The organism is Streptomyces sp. enrichment culture (genome assembly GCF_964273255.1).
GTDB lineage: Bacteria > Actinomycetota > Actinomycetes > Streptomycetales > Streptomycetaceae > Streptomyces.
In genome coordinates this window covers 3,709,148-3,734,875 of record NZ_OZ186835.1, presented here as the reverse complement: position 1 = coordinate 3,734,875, position 25,728 = coordinate 3,709,148, and the positions used below count along the sequence as shown (strand labels likewise).

The following is a 25,728-nucleotide window of genomic DNA, read 5'->3' as shown; positions in this document are numbered from 1 at the left end:
TCCGGTTCTGGTCCCGGGTCCGGGTCCGGTTCCGGTCCCGGGTCCGGTTCCGGTCCGCCCCGATCGCCGCCCGTGCTCACCACGTGGGCCGGGCCGTCGCACCCCCGTCGACCACCAGGTCGTGGCCCGTGACCCAGGAGGCCAGCGGGGAGGCGAGGAACACGCAGGCGTCGCCCACGTCCTCGGGTCGGCCGAGCCGGCCCACGGCGGACGCCTCGCGCCAGCGCCGGACGCCGTCCGGCCAGTCGTCCTCCAGGCCCGGCCGTTCGACGAGCCCGGGCGAGACGGTGTTGACGCGCACGCCCCAGGGCCCGTACTCCTGCGCCGCCGAGCGGGCGTGCATCACCACCGCGGCCTTCGAGGCGCCGTAGTGGGCGTGACCGGGGGCCGGGTGGCGGGCCTCGACCGAGGCGATGTGGGTGACGGAGCCGCCGTCCCCGTCGCGCATGAGCAGCGCGGCCTCGTGCGTGCAGGCGAGGACGCCGGTGGTGTTGGTGTCGACGACCTCCCGCCACTCGGCGGCCGTCATGTCGGCGAGGGTGCGCAGCGGCTGCACCCCCGCGTTGTTGACCAGGGCGGTCAGCCGGCCGCCGCCCCACTCGGCCGCCTCGCGCACCACTGCCCGGCAGGCGTCCTCGTCGGTCAGGTCGGCCCGCAGCACCACGGCCGCACCGCCGGTCTCCCGGATGCGGGCGGCGACCTCGCGCGCGGGTGCCTCCGCCGTGCGGCAGTGCAGTGCCACCGCGGCGCCTTCCTCCGCGAACCGCAGGGCGATGCCCCGGCCGATGCCCCCGCCCGCGCCCGTGACCAGCGCGACCTGACCGGCCAGCAGGCCGCGGCCGGGCGCGGGCGGCCCGGGCGGCGGCCGTCCCGGCGCTCCGGGGGGCACCGGTTCCGCTTCCCGTTCCCGTCCCGCATCCCGCTCCGGTTCGCGCTCCGGTTCCGGCTCCCTCGGCCCTCGTCCTGTCATGGGCGGCACAGTTCCACGATCCGGTCCGCCTGGTCCGGGTAGCGCGCCGTCAGGTGCTCGGCGACACCGTGCTCGTAGTCCCCGTAGGTGAAGCCGGGGGCCATCGTGCAGCCGAACAGGGTCCACGCGCCCCCGGGTGCCACCCGGGCCCCCATCCAGGTGCCGGCGGGCACGGTGAGCTGGACGTGCTGGCCGCCGAGGACGTCGGGCCCCAGCACCGGTGTGCGGGTGCTGCCGTCGGGGGCGAGGAGCAGCAGCCGCAACGGGTCGCCGAGGTAGTGGTGCCAGACCTCGTCGCCGGGCAGGCGGTGCAGGGCGGAGAAGTCACCGGGCCCGGCGGTGAGGAGGGCGACGATCGCCGTGCCCTCGGGACGGCCGTCGGGCCGCGCGGGACCGGTCCAGGTCCGCCGGAACAGGCCGCCCTCACGCGGTATCGGCTCCAGCCGGTAATGGTCGACGAGTTCGTCGGGGGTCACCCGCCGAAGGCTACCTCGCGGGTGAGGAAAGCCAGTTGGGCCTTCTTCTCCGGCAGGTACACGTCGGGCAGGTCGACTTCCGGGAGGACGACCACGGGTCCCGTCCGGAAGCCCTGCCTGCGGAAACGGGCCACGGCCTTCTCGTTCGCCACGTCCGGGTCGATCACGACCCGCTCGCGGTCCAGCCCCACCAGCACGTATGTAGCGACGGCCCGGAGCAGCCCGCCGGTCCAGCCGGGCGAGCCCCGCCCGTCGGCGGGGGCCAGCAGCAGGTGGACGCCGATGTCGCCCGGCCGGACGGGGTAGCACTCGCCGACCCGGTCCGCCCCGGGCTCGTACGTCTGGAGCAGCGCGGCCGGGGCGCCGTCCTTGAGGACGAGGTACGCGTGGTGGGTCTCCAGGGTGTCCATGTGGGCGTAGATCCCGGCGACCTGCTCCTCGGTGAGGCCGTTCATGCCCCAGAAGGAGGCGCGTTCCTCGCGGACCCAGCGGTGCAGCAGGGGCGCGTCGGCGGCCGGGTCCACCGGCAGGATGCGCACCGGGCCGAAGCCGTCGACGAGTTGTTCGTGCACGGCCGGGCGGGCGGCGTACGGGTCGGGCAGGTCAGACATCGCTCTCCTTGTGCAGCTGGGCCCAGTCCGTGACGACCGGGACGAGGTCTCCCGCGAGCCACAGGGGCTGCTGGTCGCGGTGGTGGGGTGAGCCGGGGGTCCCGGACGCGCCGAACGGCACCACCCAGCCGCTGTCCTCGCGGCGGGCCAGGTCCCAGACGTAGCGGGCGGCCGGCCCGCGGGCGGCGAGGTCGGTGAGGCCGGGCACCGGGGAGGTGCACAGCACGCAGTCGTGGTCGCCGGAGAGTCCCGGTTCGTCGACGGGCTGCCCGGGCGGCAGGGCGCGCCAGGGCACGAGGCGGTGGATGTCGCCCCAGGTGCCGGCGGGCGGCCGGGCGGCCACCTCCTCCAGTGCGGCCCGGGCGGCGGCCGCACGGTCGATGCCGAACAGGTCGTCGGCGGTGAGGAGGTGCTCCAGGGCGTGTCCGATCCGCGGCACCAGCGCCAGCCAGGGCAGGTAGACCTCCGGGTACGCGGGCGGGGTGGCCAGGGGGGCGAACGCGGGCTCCGCCGCGAGGCGTCGCACCAGGGCGCTCCGCACCGCCGCGAAGGCCGCCGCGTCGGCGCTGCCGGCGTCCATCCGGCGGTCCCAGCGCAGCAGGCGGTCGCGCAGGGCGGCGGCCGGGGCGCCGAGCGGTTCCCCGGAGCCGTCACCGTCGCCGGGGAGAGCGGCGAGGAGGTCCAGGACGGGGGCGGCGGACGCGAGGTGGGTGTCCATGTGGATCGCGGGCATGCCGTCGGCCGACCACTGCCGCCGCCCGGCCAGCAGCGCGGCGATCCGGTCGGCGCGGTGCGGCGGTGCGAACTCGACGCCGAGCGGGGCGGACGGGCCGCGCTGGTTGGCCATCACGGCGACGCCGTCGGTGAGCGGGGCGCGCGGCGGCTCGTGCCAGCCCTCCCATGCGTGGCCGGGCTCCCAGGCGGGCACGGGTCCCTGGCCGTTGGCCCCGTCGCGCAGCGGCACCCGGCCGGCCACCCGGTGCAGGGTGCCGCCCTCGGTGTCGGCGGCCTGGAGCACGTTGACCGGCTCCGCCCACCGGTCGGCGGCCCGGTCGACGTCGGCGACCCGGCGGGCCCGCAGCAGGGGCAGCAGCGCGGAGAAGCCCAGGTCGGCGGTGACGCGGGGCGGGTAGCGCAGGGCGAGGGCGACCGGGGGCGCCGCGGCGGCGGTTCCGCCGTCCTCCAGCCCTTCGGGGCCGCCGATGACGACCGGACCGCGGTCGGTCTCGATCACCTCGACGGGGACCGGTTCCTGCCCGGCCACCTCGATGGACTCGGTGTGCCGGGCCGCCCGCCGCCACGTCCCGTCCGGCCCGAGCGCCTCCACGCCCGCGCCGGTGCGGCGCAGCCGCTCGCGGTACAGGTCCTGGTAGTCGGCCATGGCGTTGGTGATGGCCCAGGCGACGGTGCCGGTGTGGCCGAAGTGGGCGATGCCGGGGACGCCGGGCACGGCGAGGCCGACGACGTCGAACTCCGGGCAGGACAGGTGGATCTGCTGGTAGACGCCGGGGTCCTCGATGAAGCGGTGCGGATCCCCGGCGATGACCGCCCGTCCGGTGACGGTGCGTTCGCCGGAGACGAGCCAGCCGTTGCTGCCGGAGGTGCCGGGGCCGTCGGCGGCGAACAGGCCGACGGCGTCCGGGCCGAGGTGTTCGGTGACATGGGCGCGCCACAGCTTGACGGGGAACCCGGCGAAGAGGATGTGCGTGGCGAGCCAGACGGCCAGCGGGGTCCACGGCTCCCAGTGGCCGGGCTCCAGCCCCACGCGATCGAACTCCGGTGCGGTGCCGCCGGGTTCGCCGTCCCGCAGCGCCTGCAGGCCCTCGTTCACGCCGTCCACGTAGGCGCGCACCCAGTGCGCCGTCTCCGGGTCCCGCCGTTCCAGGGCGGTGAAGCAGCGCTGCGCCGTGTCCGCCAGCCTGGCCCGCCGGGCCAGCCGGTCCCAGGACAGCGCCTGCGGGCCGAGGAAGGACGCCGAGGTGCCCTGCGCCCTGTGCCGCTCGACCTCCAGCTGCCAGGCCCGGTCGAGGGCGGTCACCCTGCCCTGGACACGGGCGAGTTCGCGGACGCCGCCCGCGCGCAGGTGCGGGATGCCCCAGGCGTCACGAAAGATCTCGCCGGCCACTGTGCCCCTCATTCCCTTTAGGTTAGGCTCGCCTAAGTAAACGTGACGGGATCGTACGCGAAGGGTGAAGACGCGATGGGGCAGGGGCGGGGTTGGGAGGGCGCGGTCCTCAAACTGCTGCGCGCGAAGGACTTCACGTTCACCGTGACGGACACCGAGGACGTCACCGACGACTACCGGCGGCTGCGCTTCACGGACGGAGGACTGCTGGCGGCGGCCGGCGTCCACCCGACCATGTGGGCCCGGCTGTGGTTCGACAATGCGGGCAAGCCGCACCAGCGGGCCTACACCCTGGTCGACCCCGACCCCGCGACGGGCACCTTCGCCCTGGAGTTCGCGCTGCACGAGGGGTGCGCCAGCGACTGGGCGCGGGCGGCGAAGCCCGGTGACACCATCGAGGCCACCCTCCAGGGCACGGGTTTCGACCACCCGGAGCCCGCCCCCTCGCACGTCCTCGCGGTCGGCGACCCGGCCTCGCTGCCGGCCATCAACTCCCTGCTGGGAGCGCTGGGTTCGGCACCGGCCACCATCTGGTTCGAAGGCACCCTGGACGGTCTGCCGTCGGCGGCGGACCCGGACCGGCACGAGGTGCGGGAGGTCCCGCGCCGTGACGCGGGCGCCGGCCTGGTGGAGCGGGTCCGGGCCGAGTTGCCCGACCTGCTGCGGGCCACCCCCGACCCGTACGTCTGGATCGCCTGCGACACCGCGACCACGCGCACCCTGTCCGCCTTCGCCCGCAAGGAGCTGGGCGTGCCCAAGCAGCGGATGCAGGCCCTGGGCTACTGGCGCGCCACCTGAGCCGGGCGGCCCGGCGGCGGGTGCCCGGCGCCCCTCCGCCGCGCCGGGCGTCCACCGCGCGCGGGCCGGGCGTCCACCGCGCGCGGGCCGGGCGGGGACGCGCGATCATCGGGGCATGGACGTCACACTGCACCTCGCCCAGGACCCCGACGCCGACGCGCTGCTCGGCCGCAGCCCGCTCGCCGCGCTGACCGGGATGCTGCTCGACCAGCAGGTCCCGATGGAGTGGGCGTTCAAGGGCCCGGCGACGATCGCCCGGCGGCTCGGGTCGGACGACCTGGACGCGCACGAGATCGCCGCGTACGACCCCGAGGCGTTCGCCGCCCTGCTCTCCGAGAAGCCCGCCGTGCACCGCTACCCGGGGTCCATGGCGGGCCGCATCCAGCAGCTGTGCCAGTACCTCGTCGAGCACTACGACGGGGACGCCGAGGCCGTCTGGCGTGACGTCGGGACCGGTACCGACCTGCTGAAGCGGCTCCAGGAGCTGCCCGGGTTCGGCAAGCAGAAGGCCCAGATCTTCCTCGCCCTGCTCGGCAAGCAGCTCGGCGTGCGTCCCGCCGGCTGGCGCGAGGCGGCGGGCTCCTACGGCGAGGAGAAGTCCTTCCGTTCGGTCGCCGACATCACGGGGCCGGAGTCGCTGGCCAAGGTCAGGGCGCACAAGCAGGAGATGAAGGCCGCCGCGAAGGCCGCCAAGGCGGAGAGGACCGCGCGGACCCCCAAGCCCCCGGAGGGCTAGGTCCTGTCGGCCCAGGAGGGCCGACGGGAGGCCGCCACGGGACGGCCCGGCCGCGCCCGCTACCTCCCGCGCCTCCGGCGCCGGGCCGTGCCGAACAGCGACCTGCTGATCTCCCGGCCGATCTGCGTGCCCAGGGACCGGGCCAGCGACTGGAACACCCCGCCGCCCGCCACCTGCTCCACCACCGACGGCTTCTCCTCCCCCCGGTCCGACGCGCCGCCGTGCCGCGACCCCCGGGATTCGTGGGGCTCGTGGCGCTCATGCGGCGCGTGGGACTGCCGGGACTCCCCGCGGGAGGCGGCCCGCCCGCCGCGCCCGTCCCCGGACGGCCGTCCGGCGAGACGCTCGTACGCCGACTCGCGGTCCACAGCCTGTGCATAACGTGCGTGGAGGGGCGAATCGCGGACCGCGCGCTCCAGCTCCGCCGCGTCGGCCGGGCCCATCCGGGACTCCGGCGCCCGCAGGCGGGTCACGGCCACCGGCGTCGGGGCCCCCGTCTCGCCGAGCACGGTCACCACGGCCTCCCCGATGCCGAGGCCGGTGAGCAGCTCCTGAAGGTCGTAGGCGGAGTCGGGGAACGTGCGGACCGTCGCCCTGAGGGCCTTGCGGTCGTCGGGCGTGAAGGCGCGCAGCGCGTGCTGGACGCGGTTGCCGAGCTGGGCGAGCACGTCGCCGGGCACGTCCTCGGGCGTCTGCGTCACGAAGAACACGCCGACCCCCTTGGACCGGATCAGGCGGACGGTGCGGGTGAGGGAGTCCAGGAACGCCTCGGAGGCGTCGTCGAACAGCAGATGTGCCTCGTCCAGGAAGAAGACCAGCCCGGGCCGGTCGACGTCGCCGACCTCCGGGAGGTCGTGGAAGAGGTCGGCGAGCAGCCACATCAGGAAGGTCGAGAAGAGCCGGGGCCGTTCCTGCAGGGCGGGCAGTTCCAGCACCGAGACGATCCCGCGGCCGTCCTCGGCGGTGCGCAGCAGTTCCCCGGTGTCGAACTCCGGCTCCCCGAAGAACGCGCCGGCCCCCTGTGCCTCGAAGGCGGTGAGGGACCGCAGGATCACCCCGGCCGTGGCCCGGGACAGGCCGCCGACGGCGGTCAGCTCCGGCCGGCCCTCGTCCGAGGTCAGGAAGGTCACCACGGCCCGGAGGTCCTTGAGGTCGACCAGCTCCAGCCCCTTGGAGTCGGCGTAGTGGAAGATCAGCGCGAGCGACTGCTCCTGGGTCGGGTTGAGGTCGAGCACCTTCGCCAGCAGCAGCGGCCCGAAGCTGGTGACCGTGGCGCGCAGCGGGATGCCCTGGCCGGCGCCGCCGAGCGCGTAGAACTCGGCTGGGAAGCCGGTCGCCGTCCACGTCTGGCCCACGTCACGGGCCCGCTCCTCGACCCGCGGCCCCGGTTCACCGGGCGTGCGGATCCCCGAGAGGTCGCCCTTCACGTCGGCGAGGAAGACCGGCACGCCCTGGGCGGAGAGCTGTTCCGCGATCAGCTGGAGCGTCTTCGTCTTGCCGGTGCCCGTGGCTCCCGCGACCAGCCCGTGCCGGTTGAGCATCGCCAGGGGCAGCCTGATCGCGGCGTCCGCCCGGCACTGCCCGTCCCACACCAGGGCGCCGAGGTCGAGCGCGGGCCCCGGGAAGGCGTAACCGGAGGCGATCCGCCGGGCCGGTTCCGGGAGGGCGGGCGCACCGCCGGGGTTTCCGGGAGCAACGGCGCGCTCCGCTGTCTCACGCTCGCTCATCACGGCCCCCTGTTCCCGGTACGTCCCGCTTTCGGATGTCTTTTCCAGCGTGGCACTGCGGCGCCATGGCTGCGCCGGGAAGCTCTTGACCGGTAGGCTTTCCGTGTGATCTTCAAGCGCATCGGAAACGGCCGGCCGTACCCCGACCACGGCCGGGAAAGCACCCGGCAGTGGGCGGACGTGGCGCCGCGCCCGGTCCGCCTCGATCAGCTCGTGACGACCAAGCAGCAACTCGACCTCGAGACTCTGCTCGCCGAGGACTCCACGTTCTACGGCGACCTCTTCGCGCACGTCGTGAAGTGGCAGGGCGACCTGTACCTGGAGGACGGCCTGCACCGCGCGGTACGCGCGGCGCTACAGCAGCGCCAGGTCCTGCACGCCCGCGTGCTCGAGCTGGACTGACCGTCGCCCGGCCGGACCTCTCGGCCTGCGGGTCACCGACCGCCGGGGTCCCGGCCGACGGCGTCCGGGCCGGGGCCGACAGGGCGCCGCCCGACCGGCCGCCCACGGGCCGGCCGGAACACCCCGCACCCCCGCATCCCGCGCATCCGTCACCCCGAAGGACCGTTTGGCCCTTTCGGGTTCTTTCGTATGCCCGTACGTGCAGTCGAATGATCATCTGGTAGGCATTGCCGCCGGAGCGCACTACGCTGCGCTCATGAGCATGCTGACTCCCCCGGGCATGGGCGGCCAGTACCGGATCAGGGGTGACAAGTACCCGCGGATGCGCCGTCCCCGGCGCCGCGGTCGGCTCGTGCTCCTGGGCACCGCCTCCGTCGCCGTCCTCGGCGTGGGCGGCTGGGGCACTCTGCAGCTCATCGACGTCTTCACCGGCGGCGGCGACTCCGCCTCCGCGGTCGGCACCAAGGCGGCGTGCGCCGCCGAGGCGAGCCCTTCGCCCAGCCCCCGGGTGCTCCCCCGGCCCAGCGGGATCACCGTCAACGTCCTCAACGCCACCACCCGTACGGGGCTGGCGAAGAAGACCGCGGACGAGCTGAAGAAGCGGGGCTTCAAGATCGGCGAGGTCGGCAACGCGGCCAAGGAGTACGACAAGAAGGTCAAGGGCACCGGGGTGCTGCTCGGCCCCTCCGCCGCCCTCAACACCACGCTGCCGGTGCTCGGCACCCAGCTCGCCGGGGCCCAGCCGCGCACCGACGCGGCCCGCAAGGGCACCGAGGTCGACCTCATCCTCGGTGACGGCTTCACCCGGCTGACGGACAGGGCGGCCGCCGACCGGGCCCTGACCGCACTGACGAAGCCGGAACCGGCACCCACCGGGAAGAAGTGCTGAACGGGCGGGCCCGCACGGGCCGCCCAGCCGTGGAAGGCGACCGGTGAGCCCGCACCGGGCACCGGCGGCGCACGGCGCGTGAGCCGGACCGGCGGCCACCCCGCAGGGGCGCCCCCGGCCCTGCGCGGCAGAGCGCCGACGGACCGCCGTCCCGGCAGCGCCGCCCCCGCCCGGGCCCACGCGGCCCCCCGTCCCCGGCTGCCCGGCTGCCCGGTTGCTCAGCCGCTCGGTGACTCGGCCACCCGCTCCTCGCGACTCGTTGCCCGCTACTCGGCCGCGCCGTACATGCGGTCGCCCGCGTCCCCCAGGCCCGGCACGATGTAGCCGTGCTCGTTGAGCCGCTGGTCGACCGAGGCGGTCACCACCGTCACCGGCGTGCCGGCCAGCTCGCGCTCCATGACCTCGACGCCCTCCGGCGCGGCCAGCAGCACCACGGCGGTCACGTCGTCGGCGCCCCGCTCGATCAGCTCCTGGATCGCGGCGACCAGCGTGCCGCCGGTCGCGAGCATCGGGTCCAGCACGTACACCTGCCGCCCGGAGAGGTCCTCCGGCATCCGGGTGGCGTAGGTGGACGCCTGGAGGGTCTCCTCGTTGCGGATCATGCCGAGGAAGCCGACCTCCGCGGTCGGCAGCAGCCGGACCATGCCGTCGAGCATGCCGAGGCCGGCCCGCAGGATCGGCACCACCAGCGGGCGGGGGTGGGACAGCTTGACGCCCGTGGTCCGCTCGACCGGCGTCTGGATGTCGACCTGCTCGGTGCGCACGTCGCGCGTGGCCTCGTAGGCGAGCAGGGTGACCAGCTCGTCGGCGAGACGGCGGAAGGTCGCGGAGTCGGTGCGCCGGTCGCGCAGCGTGGTGAGCTTGTGGGCGACCAGCGGATGGTCGACGACGTGGAGACGCATGCCCCCACACTAACCGGGCGCCGGAGGCCCGCAGTCCCCGCGCAGGGCAAGCCACCTGCGGCATCACCACCCGTTCACTGGCGTCAAACCCCCCGTCCGGGGGAAGGTGGGTGGGACGGACTGGGGTGGTGAACGATGCCGGAGCAGGATGCCCGACGCGATCCGTCGAGGCGCGCGGCCCCCGGCGAGAGCGTCGGGGAGACCGTCGGAGCGGTCCCCGGGGAGATGCCCGGGGAGACCCCCGGCGCGGTGCTCCGCACGGGCCCGCGCACCGCGGCGGAACGGGCCGCCGAGACGGAGGCCGAGCGGCGCAGACGACGCGCCCTGTTCCTGCGGGAACTGGCGGAGGCCCGGGCCCTGCGCGACCGGGTGCAGCCCCGCCGCGCCAAGGCGGCCAGGCTGCGACACGCGATGCGGATGCGAACGTTCCGCTGGTAGTCCGGGCGCCCACACCCCACGGACACCGCCGGGCGAGGCCGGAAGCGGCGGGACGCCACGCGGATTCGCCCGCCGGACCCGCGCGCGGGAACGGCCCGGCCGCGTACCATCCGGGCGTGAGGGCACACGCGGCGGCATCGGACCGCGGGTGGCCTCGACCGGCGCGCCGGTGACCGGAACGCGCCGGGCCCCATGCGATCAAAACTGCGGGACACAGGGAGTCGAAGACATCCCCTGACGGCCTTGTTTCTGCCACGATTCCGAGTGGGCGGGGCTCTCGGAGCACTCCACGCCCACAACCTCCGCCGGGGGAACCCCCGACCGGCACGCCTCTGACCAGTGGGAGAGTCACGGTGTACTTCGCCGCACTGCTCGCGCGCACCGAAGACGGGTGGGAAGCGAGCGACACGGAGCTCGACGATGTGGAGACCCTGTCGGATCTGGCCGACCTGGCCCGGGAAGCCTCTCCCGACGAGGACACGGTGCTCGTGCTGATCGAGCAGGAGGACGGCTGGTTCGGGGTCGTCCGCGTGGACGGCGAGGAGGACCCTCGCATCTACGTGTCCGACGCCGCTGCCGCCGCCCGCAGCAGCTACGGCGAGATCCTGCTCACCGACGAGCTGCTCGGCCGGGAGCCCGGCGACGACGGCGCCGACCTGGACGCCCTCGACCTCGACGGCACCGAGGACGGTGAACCGGACGACGACGAGGACGCCGACGCCCCCGGCACCGCGGGTTCCGCCGACGCGGTGCCCCACGGCCCGGTCGGCGACGCCCAGGTCCTGGAGGACCTCGGGGTCAGCGAGAAGGAGCTGCGCTCGATGTCGTCGGACGCCCTCAACGAGATCGCCGAGGTGCTGGGCGCCTCGGAGGTCCTGGAGACCGTCCGCTGACCGTGCCGACCACCCACAGACCGCCCGACCCGGTGCGGGACCCCTGGCGGCCCGCCATGCGCCGCGCCCTGGACGAGGCCGGACGCGCCGTCCGGGGCGGGGACGTACCCGTCGGGGCCGTCCTGCTCGGCCCCGACGGCACCACCGTGCTGGCCACCGCCCACAACGAACGCGAGGCCGCCGGGGACCCCACCGCGCACGCCGAGGTGCTCGCCCTGCGCCGGGCAGCGGCCCGGCTGGGCGAGTGGCGGCTCACCGGCTGCACCCTGGTGGTGACGCTCGAACCCTGCACGATGTGCGGGGGCGCGGTGCAGCAGTCCCGGGTGGACCGGGTCGTCTACGGCGCCCGCGACGAGAAGGCCGGCGCCGTCGGTTCCCTGTGGGACGTCGTCCGCGACCGCCGCCTGAACCACCGGCCCGAGGTGATCGGGGGCGTGCTGGCCGAGGAGTGCTCCGCGCTGCTCACCGAGTTCTTCCGGAGCCGGTGAAAACCGATTTCGGAGCATCCCCCACCGTGCTGTAAGGTCTCCCTCGGTAGCGTGTCCGAGCGGCCGAAGGAGCTCGCCTCGAAAGCGAGTGTGGCGCAAGTCACCGTGGGTTCAAATCCCACCGCTACCGCTGGTGAAGGGCCTCGTCGTCAGACGGGGCCCTTCGTGCGATCATGGGGCCCGCTCGGCACGTGCGACACCGGCACAGCACTGGGACTGGGGAGGGCCGCGATGGCGGTGAACGCGAAGAAGGTCGCCGTCTACGCGGTGGTGGCGTTCGCGGTGTATGTGATCATCACGGATCCGGCCAAGGCCGCCGACTACGTCCAGGTCGGCTTCGAGGGCATATCGGACGCGGCGAAGGCGATCGGCGACTTCATGACCTGGGTCGCCAACGGAGGCAAGTGATGATCCGTCACCTGGTGCTCTTCCGGCTGGGCGAGGGCGTGCAGCGGGACGATCCGAGGGTCGTGAAGGGCGTCGAGGCGTTCCGGGCGCTCGGGGAGAAGATCCCCGAGGTGCGCTTCTGGGAGTGCGCCTGGAACATCACCGACCGGCCGGTCGCCTACGACTTCGCCATCAACTCGGCCTTCGACGACGAGGACGCCCTGCGCCGGTACCTGACGCACCCGGATCACGAGGCGGGCGTCGCGCTGTGGCGCGAGTTCGCCACGTGGGTGATCGCCGACTACGAGTTCTGACCCGGCCGCCCGGCCCTTCCTGAGCCCTCCGCCGTGATGGCGGGGGGCTTTCGTGCGCCTGACGTGCGCCATTATGTGACGTTTCACGGCCAACACGGAATATGCGGGTGCTTGCACACAGTGAGCATGTCTTGTGATGCTATGACCGCTTTTGACGGATGAGTTGACGGACGTTCGACCGATGAAGAGGTGGCGTTGACCGTGTCGGCCAGTACTGCGCCGCCCCAGGACCAGGTGTCCGCCCAGGCTCCGGCTCCGGCCCGCTCCCCGGACCCCGTCCCGGCGCCGGCCACACCGTCCTCCTCGGGCACGCAGCCGCCCGCCGGCACGCAGCCCCCGGGCAGCGCGGGCAGCGCGGGCAGCGCGGGCAGCGCGGGCAGCGCGGGCGGTACGCAGGCTTCGGGCGGCACGCGCACCCCCGCCGGTTTCCGGGCACCCGCGACGCAGGCCCGCGAGGGCGAGGCGGAGCCGACCCCGGCCAAACGCCGGGGCGCGGACACCAGGGCGCTGACCCAGGTGCTCTTCGGTCAGCTCAAGGACCTGGAGCCGGGCTCCCCCGAGCACACCCGGGTGCGCGCCGCGCTCATCGAGGCCAACCTGCCCCTGGTGCGTTACGCGGCCGCCCGCTTCCGCTCCCGCAACGAACCGATGGAGGACGTCGTCCAGGTCGGCACCATCGGGCTCATCAACGCCATCGACCGGTTCGACCCGGAACGGGGCGTGCAGTTCCCGACCTTCGCGATGCCGACGGTCGTCGGCGAGATCAAGCGGTACTTCCGCGACAACGTCCGCACCGTGCACGTACCGCGCCGGCTGCACGAGCTGTGGGTACAGGTCACCAGCGCGACCGAGGACCTGACGACCGCGTTCGGACGGTCCCCGTCGACCGCCGAGATCGCCGAGCGGCTCCGCATCACCGAGGAGGAGGTGCTGTCCTGCATCGAGGCGGGACGGTCGTACCACGCCACCTCGCTGGAGGCCGCCCAGGAGGGTGACGGGATGCCCGGCCTGCTGGACCGGCTCGGCTACGAGGACCCCGCGCTCGACGGCGTGGAGCACCGCGACCTCGTCCGCCACCTCCTGGTCCAGCTGCCCGAGCGCGAGCAGCGGATCCTGCTGCTGCGTTACTACAGCAACCTCACCCAGTCGCAGATCAGTGCGGAGCTCGGCGTCTCCCAGATGCACGTGTCCCGGCTCCTGGCGCGCAGCTTCCAGCGGCTGCGATCCGCAAACAGGATCGACGCGTAACCCGTACGAGCGCGATTCGCTCGTCAGTGCCCATTCGACCCCTCACCCCCCGAAATCCCGTCAGAACCCTTGTTTCCAGGGCCGATTCAGGTCTCAGATGTCGACATGTCACTTCAGAGCGTTGCCGACATGTGACATTCTGCGGGAAGAGCGTTTGCCGGAGCTCCGGCTCCGGTATTCAGGTGAAGGCTGCGTTCCTCGCTCCGGGGAGCGCCGGCCGCGACCGTCCCGCGACCCAAAGGGGGTGGCATGTCCGTAGAACAGGGCAGCTCGAAGGTGCTCACGCCCACGGAGAGCGAGTCAGCTCCCCATGCTCTCGACGCACTCGGCCCCATCGATGACGCACCGGCCCTCCCGGCCGAGCCGGCGCCCGGCCTTCCGGACTCGGCGGCCATCGACACCCGCACCCTGTCCCGCTCCCTGTTCCTGCGGCTCGCCGCGCTCGACGAGAACAGCCCCGAGCGCGCCTACGTCCGGGACACCCTGATCGAACTCAACCTCCCGCTCGTGCGGTACGCCGCGGCGCGCTTCCGCTCGCGCAACGAGCCGATGGAGGACATCGTCCAGGTCGGCACCATCGGCCTGATCAAGGCGATCGACCGCTTCGACTGCGAACGGGGCGTCGAGTTCCCGACGTTCGCGATGCCGACGGTCGTCGGCGAGATCAAGCGGTTCTTCCGCGACACGTCGTGGTCGGTGCGGGTGCCGCGCCGGCTGCAGGAGCTGCGCCTGGCGCTCACCAAGGCCAGCGACGAGCTCTCCCAGAAGCTGGACCGCTCGCCGACGGTGCCCGAACTCGCCGCCGTGCTGGGGGTGTCGGAGGAGGACGTCGTCGACGGCCTCGCGGTCGGCAACGCGTACACGGCGTCGTCGCTGGACTCCCCGGCCCCCGAGGACGACGGCGGCGAGGGCTCCCTCGCGGACCGCCTCGGCTACGAGGACGCGGCCCTGGAGGGCGTGGAGTACCGGGAGTCGCTCAAGCCGCTGCTCGCCAAGCTCCCGCCGCGCGAGCGGCGCATCATCATGCTGCGCTTCTTCGCCAACATGACCCAGTCGCAGATCGGCGAGGAGGTCGGCATCTCCCAGATGCACGTCTCGCGCCTGCTCACGCGGACCCTGTCGCAGCTGCGCGAGGGGCTCATCTCCGACTGAAGGCCGAGGACCTGACGTCCTGTCGGGCCGAGGACCTGACGTCCTGTCGGACGGATCCCGGGCGTCGGCCCGGTGGAGCGCGGGGCGGTGGCCCGGCGGGGCCACCGGGGCCGGCGCGGGACGGCACGCGCGGCTGAGCGCCGCGCGGACCGCCGGGCGACCGGCCCGGCCGTTCCACCGTGATGGGTCGGCAGGCCGACGTACGTCAATGGCCGCCGGTGCGCCCCTCAGGGGCGCGACGGCGGCCGCCGCATGTACCGGTTACTTCAGCGCCAGCCAGGCCACCGCCGCGACGACGGCCACGGCGACGACGACACCGACGATCAGGCCGATACGGGGCCCACCGCTCGACGCGGCGGCCTGCCGGCCCTGCGGGGCCTCGTCGACGAACGCGCGGAACATCTGGGTGCTGCCAGCGGGGTCGTGGTTGCCCTGGGGGCCCTGGGTGTTAGCCATGGCCCGAGACCCTAGCGAATCCGGTACGACCAGCCCAAGCGGGGGCGGCGCCCGAACAGCCGTACCGGGAGGGGCGCGAGCCGTCCGGACCCGGGGCACGGGAAGAGAAGGAGAGGACAGGGGGAGGAGACAGGAGGAGGGGGCAAGGGGAGGGAACAAGGGGAGGAGACAGGGGAGAGGCGGGAGAGGGGCCGAGAGGCCACCCGCCGCCCGGTCGGCGGAGCCGAGGGGGCCGAGGGAGGGTAAGGGGGCCGAGGGAGGACGGCGGGCCGGCTGCGCGCCCCTCACTCCTGCGCGACTCCGTGTTCCCGGCACCCCACGGGCCGCGGACCCGGCATTCGCGCTCCCTGTGTCGCGCGGCCCGCGCCACCACGTCTCCCGCGGTCGCCCCCAGCACTCCGGTCCTCCCGCTCCCGTACTCCGGTCCTGCTCCGCCGCCCCCGCCCGCCTGGCCCGGCCCTCGCCTCCCTGCCGCCCCCACCGCACTGACCTGGACGTTTACTGACGCAATACTTGCCTTTGCCAAGTTTTTGAGGTGGACCCCCCGTTTTTGTTTGCCTGCAGCAATCATCTACCTGCATGGTTGCTCCAAGCAACGAACACGGGAGATGCATGCCATGGCCGCGCAGGCCCTGTACGAGGAGCTGGTCAGGCAGTTCAGTGCCTTCGGCGCGGTGAAGCGCGAGATGCGGCGGCTCACTCCGCCCGAGTGCCCCAGCGGGTCCGCCACCGTGCTGGCCCTGCTCGGACGGCACGGCGACATGCGCATGAGCCGGATGGCGGAGCTGCTGGCCGTGGACCTGTCGGTGACCAGCCGCCACGTCGCCCATGCGGCCGACCGCGGCTGGCTGGAGCGCCTGCCCGACCCCGCCGACAAACGCTCGCGCATCCTGCGTCTGACCCCCTCGGGCCGTGACCGGCTGGACGAGCTGTTCCGGCACACCACCCGTCTGCTCGCCGAACGCCTCGCCGACTGGTCCGACGACGACGTCACCCTGCTCGCCCACCTCATGGCACGCCTGCGGGACAGCTTCGACGACTGCCGCACCGGCTCCCGCCCGGTGGCGTCCGTCCCCCGGCCGGCGGCTCCCGGATCCGAACAGACCACCCGTACACCCGCAAGCACATGAGAAGGACGTCCATGGCAACGACCACACCATCCGGTGTGCGGGCTCATGCCAAGCACGGGGGAGGCTCCTCCGAAAGCCAAGCTCCGATGACGCACCGACAGATCATGGAGGCGCTGTCGGGCCTGCTGCTCGGCATGTTCGCCGCGATCCTGTCCTCCACCATCGTCACCAACGCCCTGCCCGAGATCGTCGCCGACCTCGGCGGCGGCCAGAGCGCCTACACCTGGGTGGTCACCGCCTCCCTGCTGGCGATGACGGCGTCCACCCCGCTCTGGGGCAAGCTGGCCGACCTGATCAGCAAGAAGGCCCTGGTCCAGATAGCCCTGGTGGTCTTCGTCATCGGGTCCGTGGTGGCCGGCATGGCGCACAACCCCGGCACCCTGATCACGGCCCGCGTCATCCAGGGCCTGGGCGCCGGCGGACTGTCCGCCCTGGCGCAGATCATCATGGCCGCGATGATCTCCCCGCGTGAGCGCGGGCGTTACTCCGGTTACCTGGGCGCCACGTTCGCCGTCGCGACCGTCGGCGGACCGCTGCTCGGCGGTGTCATCACGGACACCAGCTGGCTCGGCTGGCGCTGGTGCCTCTACGTCGGCGTGCCGTTCGCCGTCATCGCGCTGCTCGTCCTGCAGAAGACGCTGAACCTGCCCGTGGTCAAGCGCGAGGTCAAGGTCGACTGGGCCGGCGCCTTCTTCGTCACCGCCGCCGTCTGCCTGCTGCTCGTCTGGGTCACCTTCGCCGACGACAAGTACGCCTGGCTGTCCTGGCAGACCTACGTGATGGTCGGCGGCTCGATCGCCCTGACCCTGGTCTTCCTGTTCGTCGAGAGCCGGGCGGCCGAGCCGATCATCCCGCTGCGCCTGTTCCGCAACAGCACCATCACGCTGGCCTCCCTCGCCTCGCTGTTCGTCGGCATCGCGATGTTCGCGGGCACGGTCTACTTCAGCCAGTACTTCCAGCTGGCGCGCGGCCAGTCCCCGACCATGTCGGGCGTCATGACGATCCCGATGATCGGCGGCCTGTTCGTCTCCTCCACGGTGTCCGGTCTGATCATCACCCGGACCGGCCGGTGGAAGAGCTGGCTGGTGGTCGGCGGCGTGCTGCTCACGGCCGGCCTGGGCCTGATGGGCACCATGCGCTACGACACCCCGTACTGGCGCATCGCCCTGTTCATGGGCCTCATGGGGCTCGGCGTCGGCATGATGATGCAGAACCTGGTGCTCTGCACCCAGAACCAGGTCGCCCCGAACGACCTCGGTGCCGCCTCCTCGGTCGTGACCTTCTTCCGGTCCCTCGGCGGCGCGGTGGGCGTCTCGGTGCTCGGCTCCGTCATGGCCTCCCGGATCAGCCACTACGCCACGGACACCATCGGCACCCTCGGCCCGCAGGACAGGGCGGCGGCCGCCGAGTCCGCCGGCAGCGGCGCCATCCCCGACATGGACCTGCTGCCGCCCGGCATCCGCACCTGGCTGGAGAGCGCCTACGGCCACGGCATCGCCGACATCTTCCTCTACGTCGCGCCGATCGCGGCCCTGGCCCTCGTGGTGACGCTGTTCATCAAGGAGGTCCCGCTGCGCACGTCCGCTGCCCTCGCCCAGGCCGCCGAGTCCCCGTCCACCGCCACCATCACGGACGCTGCCGCGCCGGACGCCTCGTCCGGGACCGTCGCGTCCGAGAACGCCGCGTCCGGGTCTGTCGGGTCCGGGATGGTCACCTCCGAGGGCGCCACGGACCAGAACGACGCCGCCGCGTCCGGCACCGACGGTGCCGCTCCCGTCCCGACGGGCACCGACGAGGCACCGGGCGCCTCCGCCGCCCTCGCGGACCCCGGTACCGGTACCGCGCTCGGGGCCACCGACGGCCGGCCGTTCACCGCCGTGGCCACCGTCGCCCGTCCGGAAGGGCCCACCGGGGGCGGTGCGCCGGCCGGGATCCCGGTGCGGGGAGTCGTCCGGGGTGCCGAGAGCGCGCCCGTGCCGCACGCCGCCGTCACGCTGATCTCCCTGTCCGGGCGCCAGCTGGGCCGGTCGGTGGCGCAGGCCGACGGCTCCTACGCGGTCGACGCTCCGGGCGCCGGCTCGTACGTCCTGATCGCGGCGGCCGACGGCCACCAGCCGCAGGCGTCCACGGTCGTCGTGCACGGGGAGCCGGTCGGCCACGACATCCTGCTCAGTGGCACCGGCTGTCTGACCGGCGTGGTCCGCGCGGCCGACGGCGGCCCGGCCGTCGCCGGGGCCACGGTGATCGTCACCGACGTGCGCGGGGACGTCCTGGCCACCGGGACCACCCGCCCGGACGGCGCCTTCTCCCTGTCCGAGCTGGTGCCGGGCGCGGTGACCGTGGCGGTGAACGCGGCCGGCTACCGGCCGCAGGCCCTGCCCGTCGAGGTGGGCGGCGCCGCCACCACCGGCCTGGAGATCGAGCTGACGCCGGGCGCCCGCCTCCAAGGGGTCGTCCGGGCCCCCCACGGTCCCCTCGCCGACGCCCGGGTGACGCTGGTCGACGCGGCGGGCAACGTGGTCGGCACGACGACCACCGGGGCCGACGGTGCGTACGCCTTCTCCGACCTGGACGGCGGCGACTACACGGTCATCGCCACGGGTTTCCCGCCGGTGGCGACCGCCCTGACGGTGTCCGGCGGCGGCGTCGACGACCACGACATCGACCTCGCCCACCCGGGCGAGTGACCCCACCCCGGCCCGTGGCGGGAGACGCGTCCTGTAGCGGAGACGCGTCCCGCCGCGGGCCGGTCCCATGTGCGCGCCGGCAGGGGATCCGCGGGCCGGACAGGCCGCGGGGCCGACGGGCCACGCCGAGCCGACGGGCCGCGCCGAGCCGGCGGGCCGCGCCGACAGCCCCACAGCCCCACAGCCCCACAGGCATACAGGCAGACAGGCCGGCAGGCAGACAGGCCGCGCCAGGCTCCAGCAGGAAGAAGAGACAACGGGATGCCACTGACCGCCAGAGTCCGGACCCGGGACGGCTGGCCCGTCGCGCACGCGGTCCTCACGCTGACCGACGCGGCCGGCGGCCAGGTGCTGCGCGCCGAGGCGGACGACCAGGGCGCCGTCCACGACCCGGCCGCGCTGGCGCCGGGCGCCTACACGGTGATCGTCACGGCCGTGGGTCACGCCCCCGCCGCCGTCAGCGCCGTCGTCACCGACCACGCCGGCTCGGTCACCGTCGGCACGGTGACCCTGGCCCGGCAGGGAGGGGCCGAGCTGCCGCCGCCGGGGCCGTGGACGGTCGACCCGGCCCACTCGAACGTGGCCGCGGTCGCCCAGCACCTGGGCTTCTCCAGCGTGCGCGGACGGTTCACGGACTTCTCCGCACGGATCGAGATCGCGGCCGGTGACGTCACCGCGTCCCGGGTGGAGGCGGAGATCCGGGCCGCCTCGATCGACACGGGCAACGACATGCGCGACACCCACCTCCGGTCGGCGGACTTCCTGGACGCCGGCCGGCACCCGGGCATCACCTACCGGTCCACCGGCCTCACCGCGGCGGGCCCCGACCGCTGGACCGTCCACGGCGACCTGACGATGCGCGGCGTCCGGCGGCCCGTCGACCTGGACCTGACCCACCTCGGCACCGGCCCGGACCCCTGGGGCGGCACCCGGGCGGCGTTCCGGGCCACGGCCGAACTGCGGCGCGAGGACTTCGCGATGCACTACAACCAGGTCGTCCGGGCCGGCATCGCGGCCGTCGGCACCACGCTGCGGGTGGAGCTGGACATCCAGGCGGTGCGGGGGACGTCCCTTCCGGCCGGGTGAGAACCCTCGGCTCCGGCCGGTGGGGGCCGCAGTACGGGCGGTACGGGCGCCGCTGGAAGCCCTCAGTTCCGGCCGGGTGAGAACCCCTGGGCCGTGCGTGCCACCAACTGCCCGCACAGATCACGGAGCTTGACGTTGCGGTCCTGCGACACGCGGCGCAGCCGTTCCAGCGCCCGGTCGGCGTCGATCCGCTCGCGGGCCATGAGGATGCCGATCGCCTGGTCGATGATGCTGCGCGAGAGCAAGGCGGTGCGCACGTCCGCGGCGGTGCGCGCGCGGTGCTCGATGTGCAGGGCGGTGCTGACGGCGTCCGCCGTCCTGGCCGCGAAGACGCGGGCCCGTTCCCGCCCGCCCTCGAGCGCTCCGGGCTGCTCGGCGTAGAGGTTGAGCGCGGCACCGCGGCCGTTCGTCACGTCCAGGGGCACGGCCAGCACGCTCCGCACCCCGGCCGACAGCGCGTACCGGGTGTAGTCGGGCCAGCGGGACTCCACGGCCAGGTCGGGGGCGTACTGCTCGCGGCCCGTCTCGGCCGCTTCCACGCACGGGCCGGAGCCGTTCTCGTACTGGCGCTGGTCCAGTCCGCTCGGCAGGCCGTCGCTGCCCGCCAGGGTGAGCAGCCGGTCGGCCCGGCGCACGGTGATGCTGCACGCGGACGTCCCGCGCACCTCCTCCACCGCGCGGTCCGTGAGGTCGCGCAGCAGAGTGTCGAGACCGCTGCTGCGGGCCATCGCGTGGTCCAGCGTGTCGGGCGTCTCGGATGTCATGACCGTACGGATATCCCGTCGGCGGCCGTTGACGCCACCGGGTCCGGTCGACGGCCGGCCCCGGCGGGAGCCGGGGGTTGTGGCAGAGCCCGGCGGGCCCGCGTTCCCGCGGGGAGACCGGCGGTCGAACGGGTCGTCGGACCGACGGCCGGCCGTCCGTCGGCCGTCGGTCGGCCGTGGGTCGGCCGTCGGTCGGCCGTGGGTCGGCCGTCCGTCGGCCGTGGGTCGGCCGTCCGTCGGCCGGGCGGGCGATCCGCGGGCGGGCGGCGACCACCCCGGCGCGCGGGTCGAGCGCGCGTCCCCAGCGGGTTCCGCCGACCCGCCCGCGGCCGGGTCAGCGGCCGCCCTCGGGGCTGTTGAGCGAGTCGACGATGCGGCGGGCGAGGTCGCGCAGCTTGGTGTTCTCCCGCTGGGAGGCGCGCACCAGGCTGTCGAAGGCGGCGGCCGCGTCCATGTCCATGCGCTCCATGAGGATGCCGGTGGCCTGGCCGATCAGGTCACGGGTGCGCATGGCCTCGGTGAGCTGCTCGCGCACGGTGGCCGAGTCGAGGGCGATGCCCACGTGGGCGGTGAGCAGCCGGCCCACCCTCCGGGTGGCCTCGTCGAAGGCGTGCGGCTTGCGGGCGTAGACGGTGAGCACGGTGAGCCGGCGGCGTTCGGCGCGCAGGCGCAGGGACAGCGCGGACCGCAGACCCAGGTCGGACAGGACGCGCCCGGACTCGTCCCGGGTGCTGTCGGCCACCTCCGCCACCGGGGCGTGCCAGAGCCGGTCCCAGTGCGGCCGGACCCGCTCTCCGGAAGCTCCGTCCTCCGGCGGGCCGGTGTCCGGCTGTTCCTCGGCGAGCCGCACGACGTCGTCGGTCCGGGCGAGGGTGCGGCGGCTGCCCCGTTCCATGCTGCAGATCCCCGCGTGCTCGGCACCGGGCATCAGTTCCACCGCGAGCCGGACCGCCGTGTCCAGGGCACTGTGCGGGGTGGAGGTCTCGTGCAGTCGCCGAGCCGCTCCGGTGAGCGCCTCCGCCAGGTCGAAATCATCCGGAAATCGGGGCAATTCAGGAAACCGGGACGCAACCACCACGAACCTCTTCGGCATGCACGACCGTCGGCCGTGCGCAGGAGAGCTCCGCAGCACATTCCTGACTGCGAGCACAGGACGCTGGCAACTCTAACTGCTCGGTAGCCGCGAGGTGACGCCCGGACCTCGGCCCCGGACCCGGCGGGCGGCACTGAACCACGGCTTCCGCCCGTGCCCGGGTCGTGGTGGAATGGACGCCCGGGTCAGGAAGTGGCCGTACGGAAAGCCGGACGAACGACTGCCAGGTGAGCGCCGTGCCCTACTCTCCCCCTCCCCCCGCCTCCACCGGACCTCCCGAGTACGTGCTCCTGCCGCTGCCCGAAGAGGTCGACATCGCCAACGCCTCCGGGCTCCTGCCGCTCATCATGGCCGGCGCCGGCACCCACTCCCACGCGCCGAGGACCCTCGTCCTCGACCTCACGCACACCCGCTTCATGGACTCCCAGGGCATCCGCCTCGTCAACCAGGTCCGCCGCGGGCTGCCTCCCGGTGTCCGGCTGCACCTCGTCGCCGCCCCGGGCAGCGTGGTCGGCCGCCTCCTGGAGCTGACGGGGCTGCGGCGCGACGTGCCCGTGTACGACAACGCGGCGGAGGCCGTGGGAGCGGCGGTGCCGTCCTAGAGTTGGCCCATGGCACCCCATGTGGCGACGAACACCCGTGTGTCCCTGGACGAGTTGCTGGACTTCGTCCGTCCCCGGCACCGAGCGGTCCTGCTCACCCGCCGCGCCGACGGCGGCCCGCAGGGCTCGCCGCTGACCTGTGGGGTCGACGACTCCGGCCGGATCGTGGTCTCCACGTACCCGGAGCGCGCCAAGACGCGCAACGCCAAGCGGGACCCGCGGGTCTCCCTGATCGTCCTCAGCGACGACTGGAACGGGCCGTGGGTGCAGGTCGACGGCACGGCCGAAGTGCTGGACGTGCCCGACTCGGTGGAACCCCTCGTGGAGTACTACCGGAACATCGCGGGGGAGCACCCCGACTGGGACGAGTACCGGGCGGCGATGCTCCACCAGGGCAAGTCGATCCTGCGGATCACCCCCGAGCGGTGGGGTCCGGTCGCCACGGGCGGCTTCCCGGCCCGCCTGGTGGAGGGCGACGGGGCCGGGGGCGGGGAGGCAGGAGAAGAGGGAGAGGGAGAAGGAGAAGGAGAGGGAGAGCGAGGGCTGAAGGGGGCGGCCGAGGGGCGGGACGCGGAGGGCGGCGCGGACGAGGAGGAGGCCCGGGCGGTCATCCCCGGCTGCGGGCCACCATCGCCTCGATCCCCGCGACCAGCAGGTCCAGCGCGAAGGCGAAGTCCCGCTCCATCATCTCCTCGACCGTGTCGCCGCCCCGGGCGTCCATGATGCGCGTCGACTCCTGGATGACGTCGGGGGCGTCCGACGACTCCGTGACCGCGCTGAGGGCGTTGCGGTGGTACTCGTCCGGGGTCATCCCCGTACCGGCGACCCGGTCGAGGAAGTGACCCTCGATCGTGCCGAACCCGTACACGAACTGGAAGACGGCCGCGATCGCGCCGGTGACGCCGTCCGCGGGGAGCCCGGTCCTGCGGATGACCTGCTGGACCGCCCCGGAGAACGCCAGCGCGTTGGGCCCGATGTTGAGGAAGCTCCCGGCCAGCGGCGACAGCCAGGGGTGCCGGGCCAGCAGCCCGCGGTACTCCTTCGCCAGGGCGCGCAGTTGCTCGCGCCAGTCCTCGTCGGCCGCCGGGCCGGGCAGCACGAGTTCGCCGAAGGCGGCGTCCAGGGCGAGTTCGAGCAGGTCGTCCTTGGTGTCCACGTACCAGTAGACGGACATCGCCGTCACGTTCAGCTCGGCGGCCAGACGGCGCATGGAGAACTTGCCCAGGCCCTCGGCGTCCAGGAGCCGGACGGTGACCTCGGTGATCCGCTCGCGGTCGAGCCCGGACGGCTGCCCCCCGCCGCCGCGCCCGCTGCGACGGGGCTCCCCGCCCGCCAGCCAGACGCTGGGGCGCGCCGCCCGCCCGGACCCCTGGGCTGCCCTCGCCATGGCGCACCTTTCTCGACGTACTGCTCCCCTCATGCTAGGCGGTGCCGGACACCCGACCGGCGGGCCCGCACCCGGCGACTGCCGTCGGGCGCGGGGAGCGGGCGCGGGGAGTGGGCACCGGGCGCGGGGAGCGGGCGCGGTCAACGGGTGCGGGGAGCGCGGGGAGCGGGCGCGGGGCGCCGCGTTCAGGCCGCGGCGGGGGGTTGCGGGTCCGGCCCCGGCCCCCTGCGCGCCGCACCGCTGCCCCGCGGACCGGAGGGCGGCTCAGGGCGACTGCGGGGCGTCCGCCCGCTCCGCCCGTCGCAGCAAGGCCGCGGCGAGCAGCCCGCCGAGCAGGACGGCGACGGCGCCCACCAGTTGGCTGGTCTCCAGGCCCGAGGAGAACGCGTCGGTGATCCTCCCCCGTTCGCCCGGGGAGTCCGCCGCGGCCAGCGCCGCCGGGAGGGACGTCGCCGCCACCGGGATGAGCGCCGCGAAGCGCGCGTTGAGCACCGCGCCGAGCACGGCGACACCGAGCCCGTTGCCGAACTCGGCCAGCGTGCCGTTGATCCCGGCGCCCACACCCGCCTTCTCCCGGGGGATGGAACTCATGATGGCGTGCGCCATCGCCGGGTTGGCGATCGCACAGCCGAGGCCGATCAGGACGAGGCCGAGCAGCGTGCCGGCATACCCGTGCCCGGTGAGCGTGGCGATGGACGCCAGCCCGGCGGCCATCATCACCATGCCCAGGGCGATCGAGACCGGCGTGCCCAGCTTCAGTGTCCACTTCGCGGACAGGCCGGTGAAGTTGAGGGCGACGACGGTCAGGGCCAGCGGCGCCGTGCGCAGTCCGGCCTCCAACGGCCCGTAGCCGAGCACGAACTGGAGGTGCTGGGTGAGCAGGAAGAGGGCGCCGCCCATGCCGAAGGTGATCAGCACGGCTCCCGCCACTGCGCCCGTGAACCGGCGGTTGCGGAAGAACTGCGGATCGAGCATGGGATACGGGATCCGGCTCTCCCAGTAGGCGAAGACCCCCAGCACGAGCACCGCGGCCGTCGCCGTCGCGAGCACCCGGCCCGAGGACCAGCCGTACTCGGGTCCGGAGATGATCGCGTACACCAGGGCCGACATGCCGATGGTGGACAGCAGGGCCCCGAGCAGGTCGGGGCGGTCGCCCTGCCGGTTCCGGGACTCCGGCACCAGGGCGACCACGGCGACCAGGCCGAGGGCCACCACCGGCAGGTTGATCAGGAAGATCGCCCCCCACCAGAAGTGGTCCAGCATGAAACCGCCGACCAGGGGCCCGGCCGCGAAGCCGAGGGCGTTCACGGCGCTCCAGATGCCGATCGCCCTCGGCTGCTCCTCGAGCGTGAAGATCTGCATCGCCACGGCCAGCGTCGTGGTCAGCAGCAGCGCCCCGCCGACGCCCATTCCGGCCCGCGCGGCGATCAACTGGCCCGAGCTGTCCGCCAGTCCGGCCACCAGCGAGCCGGCGCCGAACAGGGCGAGGCCCGCGACCAGCATCTTCTTGCGCCCGTAGCGGTCGGCGGCGTTGCCCGCGCTCAGCAGCAGGCCCGACTGCACCAGGGAGTACGCGTTGATCATCCACTGGATGTCGGAGGTCGACGCGTCCATCTCGCGGGTGAGCGAGGGGATCGCGACGTTCAGGACGGTGTTGTCGAGCAGCACGGTGAGCTGCGCCAGGCAGATGACCCCGAGGATCAGCCAGCGTTGCGGGTGCCCCCCGACGGAGACGGGGACAGCAGCCGGATCCGCGAGCCGACCGGGGGCCTCGTGGCCGGGTTCCCGGGAGGACGATGTGGTCATGTTCTACACCGTAGAACATTCACCATACGGTGTACAAGACGGGCCGCGAACAGAGGGGGAGGACAGGGCGTGGGCGCCGGAGACGGGGACGGGGAGGGCGTGGGCGTGGGCGCCGGAGAGGGAGACGGAGGAGGAGGGGGCGTGGGGAGCGAGCGGGGTCG

General features: G+C 73.8%; 26 protein-coding genes, 1 tRNA gene and 1 pseudogene. 17 read left to right on the top strand and 11 right to left on the bottom strand.

Features of this window, described 5'->3' with window-relative positions:
- Positions 1–76: 76 nt before the first annotated feature.
- From ACSU53_RS16120 to ACSU53_RS16105, 4 genes are read right to left on the bottom strand one after another with little or no spacing between them, the layout of a single operon-like run.
- Positions 77–970 carry an SDR family NAD(P)-dependent oxidoreductase gene (locus ACSU53_RS16120; protein WP_437028401.1) on the bottom strand — a complete coding sequence of 298 codons (894 nt, stop codon included), beginning with the start codon at positions 968–970 and terminating at the stop codon, positions 77–79.
- Positions 967–1,446 (bottom strand): cupin domain-containing protein, encoded by a 480-nt coding sequence (locus ACSU53_RS16115; protein WP_437028399.1) that lies wholly within the window; start codon positions 1,444–1,446, stop codon positions 967–969. The genes ACSU53_RS16120 and ACSU53_RS16115 overlap by 4 nt, the downstream gene beginning before the upstream one ends.
- Positions 1,443–2,048 (bottom strand): GNAT family N-acetyltransferase, encoded by a 606-nt coding sequence (locus tag ACSU53_RS16110; protein WP_437033231.1) that lies wholly within the window; start codon positions 2,046–2,048, stop codon positions 1,443–1,445. The genes ACSU53_RS16115 and ACSU53_RS16110 overlap by 4 nt, the downstream gene beginning before the upstream one ends.
- 1 nt (position 2,049) lies before the next feature.
- The gene (locus ACSU53_RS16105; RefSeq protein ID WP_437028397.1) at positions 2,050–4,194 is read right to left on the bottom strand and encodes a penicillin acylase family protein; all 2,145 of its coding nucleotides are present in this window, start codon (positions 4,192–4,194) and stop codon (positions 2,050–2,052) included.
- Between the two features lie 63 nt (positions 4,195–4,257).
- Between ACSU53_RS16105 and ACSU53_RS16100 the strand changes: the two genes are divergently transcribed.
- Both ACSU53_RS16100 and ACSU53_RS16095 read left to right on the top strand, forming a co-directional pair.
- Positions 4,258–4,980: a siderophore-interacting protein gene (locus ACSU53_RS16100; RefSeq protein WP_437028395.1), complete on the top strand. Its 723-nt coding sequence runs from the start codon at positions 4,258–4,260 to the stop codon at positions 4,978–4,980.
- Positions 4,981–5,095: 115 nt separating this feature from the next.
- The gene (locus ACSU53_RS16095) at positions 5,096–5,716 is read left to right on the top strand and encodes an HhH-GPD-type base excision DNA repair protein (RefSeq protein WP_437028394.1); all 621 of its coding nucleotides are present in this window, start codon (positions 5,096–5,098) and stop codon (positions 5,714–5,716) included.
- A gap of 59 nt (positions 5,717–5,775) precedes the next feature.
- Here the strand turns inward: ACSU53_RS16095 and ACSU53_RS16090 are convergent, their stop codons facing one another.
- On the bottom strand, positions 5,776–7,443 hold the full coding sequence (locus ACSU53_RS16090) for a helicase HerA-like domain-containing protein (RefSeq protein ID WP_437028392.1): 1,668 nt from the start codon (positions 7,441–7,443) through the stop codon (positions 5,776–5,778).
- Positions 7,444–7,548: 105 nt separating this feature from the next.
- Here ACSU53_RS16090 and ACSU53_RS16085 point away from each other — a divergent pair, with 105 nt between their 5' ends.
- Together ACSU53_RS16085 and ACSU53_RS16080 are read left to right on the top strand one after the other, a co-directional pair.
- Positions 7,549–7,845 (top strand): type II toxin-antitoxin system VapB family antitoxin, encoded by a 297-nt coding sequence (locus ACSU53_RS16085; RefSeq protein ID WP_004943146.1) that lies wholly within the window; start codon positions 7,549–7,551, stop codon positions 7,843–7,845.
- Positions 7,846–8,125: 280 nt separating this feature from the next.
- Positions 8,126–8,734, top strand: a complete 609-nt coding sequence (locus ACSU53_RS16080; RefSeq protein ID WP_437033230.1) for a LytR C-terminal domain-containing protein — start codon at positions 8,126–8,128, stop codon at positions 8,732–8,734.
- 266 nt (positions 8,735–9,000) lie between these two features.
- Here ACSU53_RS16080 and upp read toward each other — a convergent pair whose 3' ends face one another.
- On the bottom strand, positions 9,001–9,636 hold the full coding sequence (upp, locus tag ACSU53_RS16075; RefSeq protein ID WP_362093739.1) for a uracil phosphoribosyltransferase: 636 nt from the start codon (positions 9,634–9,636) through the stop codon (positions 9,001–9,003).
- 135 nt (positions 9,637–9,771) lie between these two features.
- Here upp and ACSU53_RS16070 point away from each other — a divergent pair, with 135 nt between their 5' ends.
- The 8 genes from ACSU53_RS16070 to ACSU53_RS16035 all read left to right on the top strand — a co-directional run bounded on the left by ACSU53_RS16070 (position 9,772) and on the right by ACSU53_RS16035 (position 14,556).
- On the top strand, positions 9,772–10,074 hold the full coding sequence (locus ACSU53_RS16070) for a hypothetical protein (RefSeq protein ID WP_437028390.1): 303 nt from the start codon (positions 9,772–9,774) through the stop codon (positions 10,072–10,074).
- A 353-nt stretch (positions 10,075–10,427) separates the two neighbouring features.
- Positions 10,428–10,967 (top strand): tRNA adenosine deaminase-associated protein, encoded by a 540-nt coding sequence (locus ACSU53_RS16065; protein ID WP_437028388.1) that lies wholly within the window; start codon positions 10,428–10,430, stop codon positions 10,965–10,967.
- Between the two features lie 56 nt (positions 10,968–11,023).
- Entirely contained in the window at positions 11,024–11,455 is a 432-nt protein-coding gene (gene tadA, locus ACSU53_RS16060; RefSeq protein ID WP_437033228.1) for a tRNA adenosine(34) deaminase TadA, read from the top strand.
- A 45-nt stretch (positions 11,456–11,500) separates the two neighbouring features.
- Positions 11,501–11,585 (top strand) — tRNA-Ser (locus ACSU53_RS16055).
- 101 nt (positions 11,586–11,686) lie between these two features.
- Positions 11,687–11,863 (top strand): hypothetical protein, encoded by a 177-nt coding sequence (locus tag ACSU53_RS16050; RefSeq protein ID WP_437028386.1) that lies wholly within the window; start codon positions 11,687–11,689, stop codon positions 11,861–11,863.
- Positions 11,863–12,156, top strand: coding sequence for a Dabb family protein (locus ACSU53_RS16045; protein ID WP_437028384.1), 294 nt, complete (start codon positions 11,863–11,865; stop codon positions 12,154–12,156). The genes ACSU53_RS16050 and ACSU53_RS16045 overlap by 1 nt, the downstream gene beginning before the upstream one ends.
- A 201-nt stretch (positions 12,157–12,357) precedes the next feature.
- On the top strand, positions 12,358–13,404 hold the full coding sequence (locus ACSU53_RS16040; protein ID WP_437028382.1) for a SigB/SigF/SigG family RNA polymerase sigma factor: 1,047 nt from the start codon (positions 12,358–12,360) through the stop codon (positions 13,402–13,404).
- 249 nt (positions 13,405–13,653) lie between these two features.
- Positions 13,654–14,556, top strand: coding sequence for an RNA polymerase sigma factor SigF (locus ACSU53_RS16035; protein ID WP_437028380.1), 903 nt, complete (start codon positions 13,654–13,656; stop codon positions 14,554–14,556).
- A gap of 261 nt (positions 14,557–14,817) precedes the next feature.
- Here ACSU53_RS16035 and ACSU53_RS16030 read toward each other — a convergent pair whose 3' ends face one another.
- On the bottom strand, positions 14,818–15,012 hold the full coding sequence (locus ACSU53_RS16030; protein ID WP_362093753.1) for a hypothetical protein: 195 nt from the start codon (positions 15,010–15,012) through the stop codon (positions 14,818–14,820).
- A gap of 617 nt (positions 15,013–15,629) precedes the next feature.
- Between ACSU53_RS16030 and ACSU53_RS16025 the strand changes: the two genes are divergently transcribed.
- The 3 genes from ACSU53_RS16025 to ACSU53_RS16015 all read left to right on the top strand — a co-directional run bounded on the left by ACSU53_RS16025 (position 15,630) and on the right by ACSU53_RS16015 (position 19,915).
- Positions 15,630–16,142: a MarR family winged helix-turn-helix transcriptional regulator gene (locus ACSU53_RS16025; RefSeq protein ID WP_437028378.1), complete on the top strand. Its 513-nt coding sequence runs from the start codon at positions 15,630–15,632 to the stop codon at positions 16,140–16,142.
- An 11-nt stretch (positions 16,143–16,153) separates the two neighbouring features.
- Complete coding sequence (locus tag ACSU53_RS16020; RefSeq protein ID WP_437028376.1) at positions 16,154–18,829, top strand: MFS transporter; 2,676 nt, start codon at positions 16,154–16,156, stop codon at positions 18,827–18,829.
- A gap of 261 nt (positions 18,830–19,090) precedes the next feature.
- Entirely contained in the window at positions 19,091–19,915 is an 825-nt protein-coding gene (locus ACSU53_RS16015; RefSeq protein WP_437028374.1) for a YceI family protein, read from the top strand.
- A gap of 62 nt (positions 19,916–19,977) precedes the next feature.
- Here ACSU53_RS16015 and ACSU53_RS16010 read toward each other — a convergent pair whose 3' ends face one another.
- Both ACSU53_RS16010 and ACSU53_RS16005 read right to left on the bottom strand, forming a co-directional pair.
- Positions 19,978–20,679, bottom strand: coding sequence for an ANTAR domain-containing protein (locus tag ACSU53_RS16010; RefSeq protein WP_437028373.1), 702 nt, complete (start codon positions 20,677–20,679; stop codon positions 19,978–19,980).
- Positions 20,680–21,013: 334 nt separating this feature from the next.
- Positions 21,014–21,772: a GAF and ANTAR domain-containing protein gene (locus tag ACSU53_RS16005; protein ID WP_437028371.1), complete on the bottom strand. Its 759-nt coding sequence runs from the start codon at positions 21,770–21,772 to the stop codon at positions 21,014–21,016.
- 236 nt (positions 21,773–22,008) lie between these two features.
- Here ACSU53_RS16005 and ACSU53_RS16000 point away from each other — a divergent pair, with 236 nt between their 5' ends.
- Complete coding sequence (locus tag ACSU53_RS16000) at positions 22,009–22,374, top strand: STAS domain-containing protein (RefSeq protein WP_437028369.1); 366 nt, start codon at positions 22,009–22,011, stop codon at positions 22,372–22,374.
- Between the two features lie 9 nt (positions 22,375–22,383).
- A pseudogene (locus ACSU53_RS15995) lies at positions 22,384–22,851 on the top strand (PPOX class F420-dependent oxidoreductase); the annotation flags it as partial.
- A gap of 130 nt (positions 22,852–22,981) precedes the next feature.
- Here the strand turns inward: ACSU53_RS15995 and ACSU53_RS15990 are convergent.
- On the bottom strand, positions 22,982–23,761 hold the full coding sequence (locus ACSU53_RS15990; protein ID WP_437028368.1) for a TetR/AcrR family transcriptional regulator: 780 nt from the start codon (positions 23,759–23,761) through the stop codon (positions 22,982–22,984).
- 264 nt (positions 23,762–24,025) lie between these two features.
- Positions 24,026–25,567, bottom strand: coding sequence for an MFS transporter (locus ACSU53_RS15985; protein ID WP_437028366.1), 1,542 nt, complete (start codon positions 25,565–25,567; stop codon positions 24,026–24,028).
- Positions 25,568–25,728 lie beyond the last annotated feature (161 nt).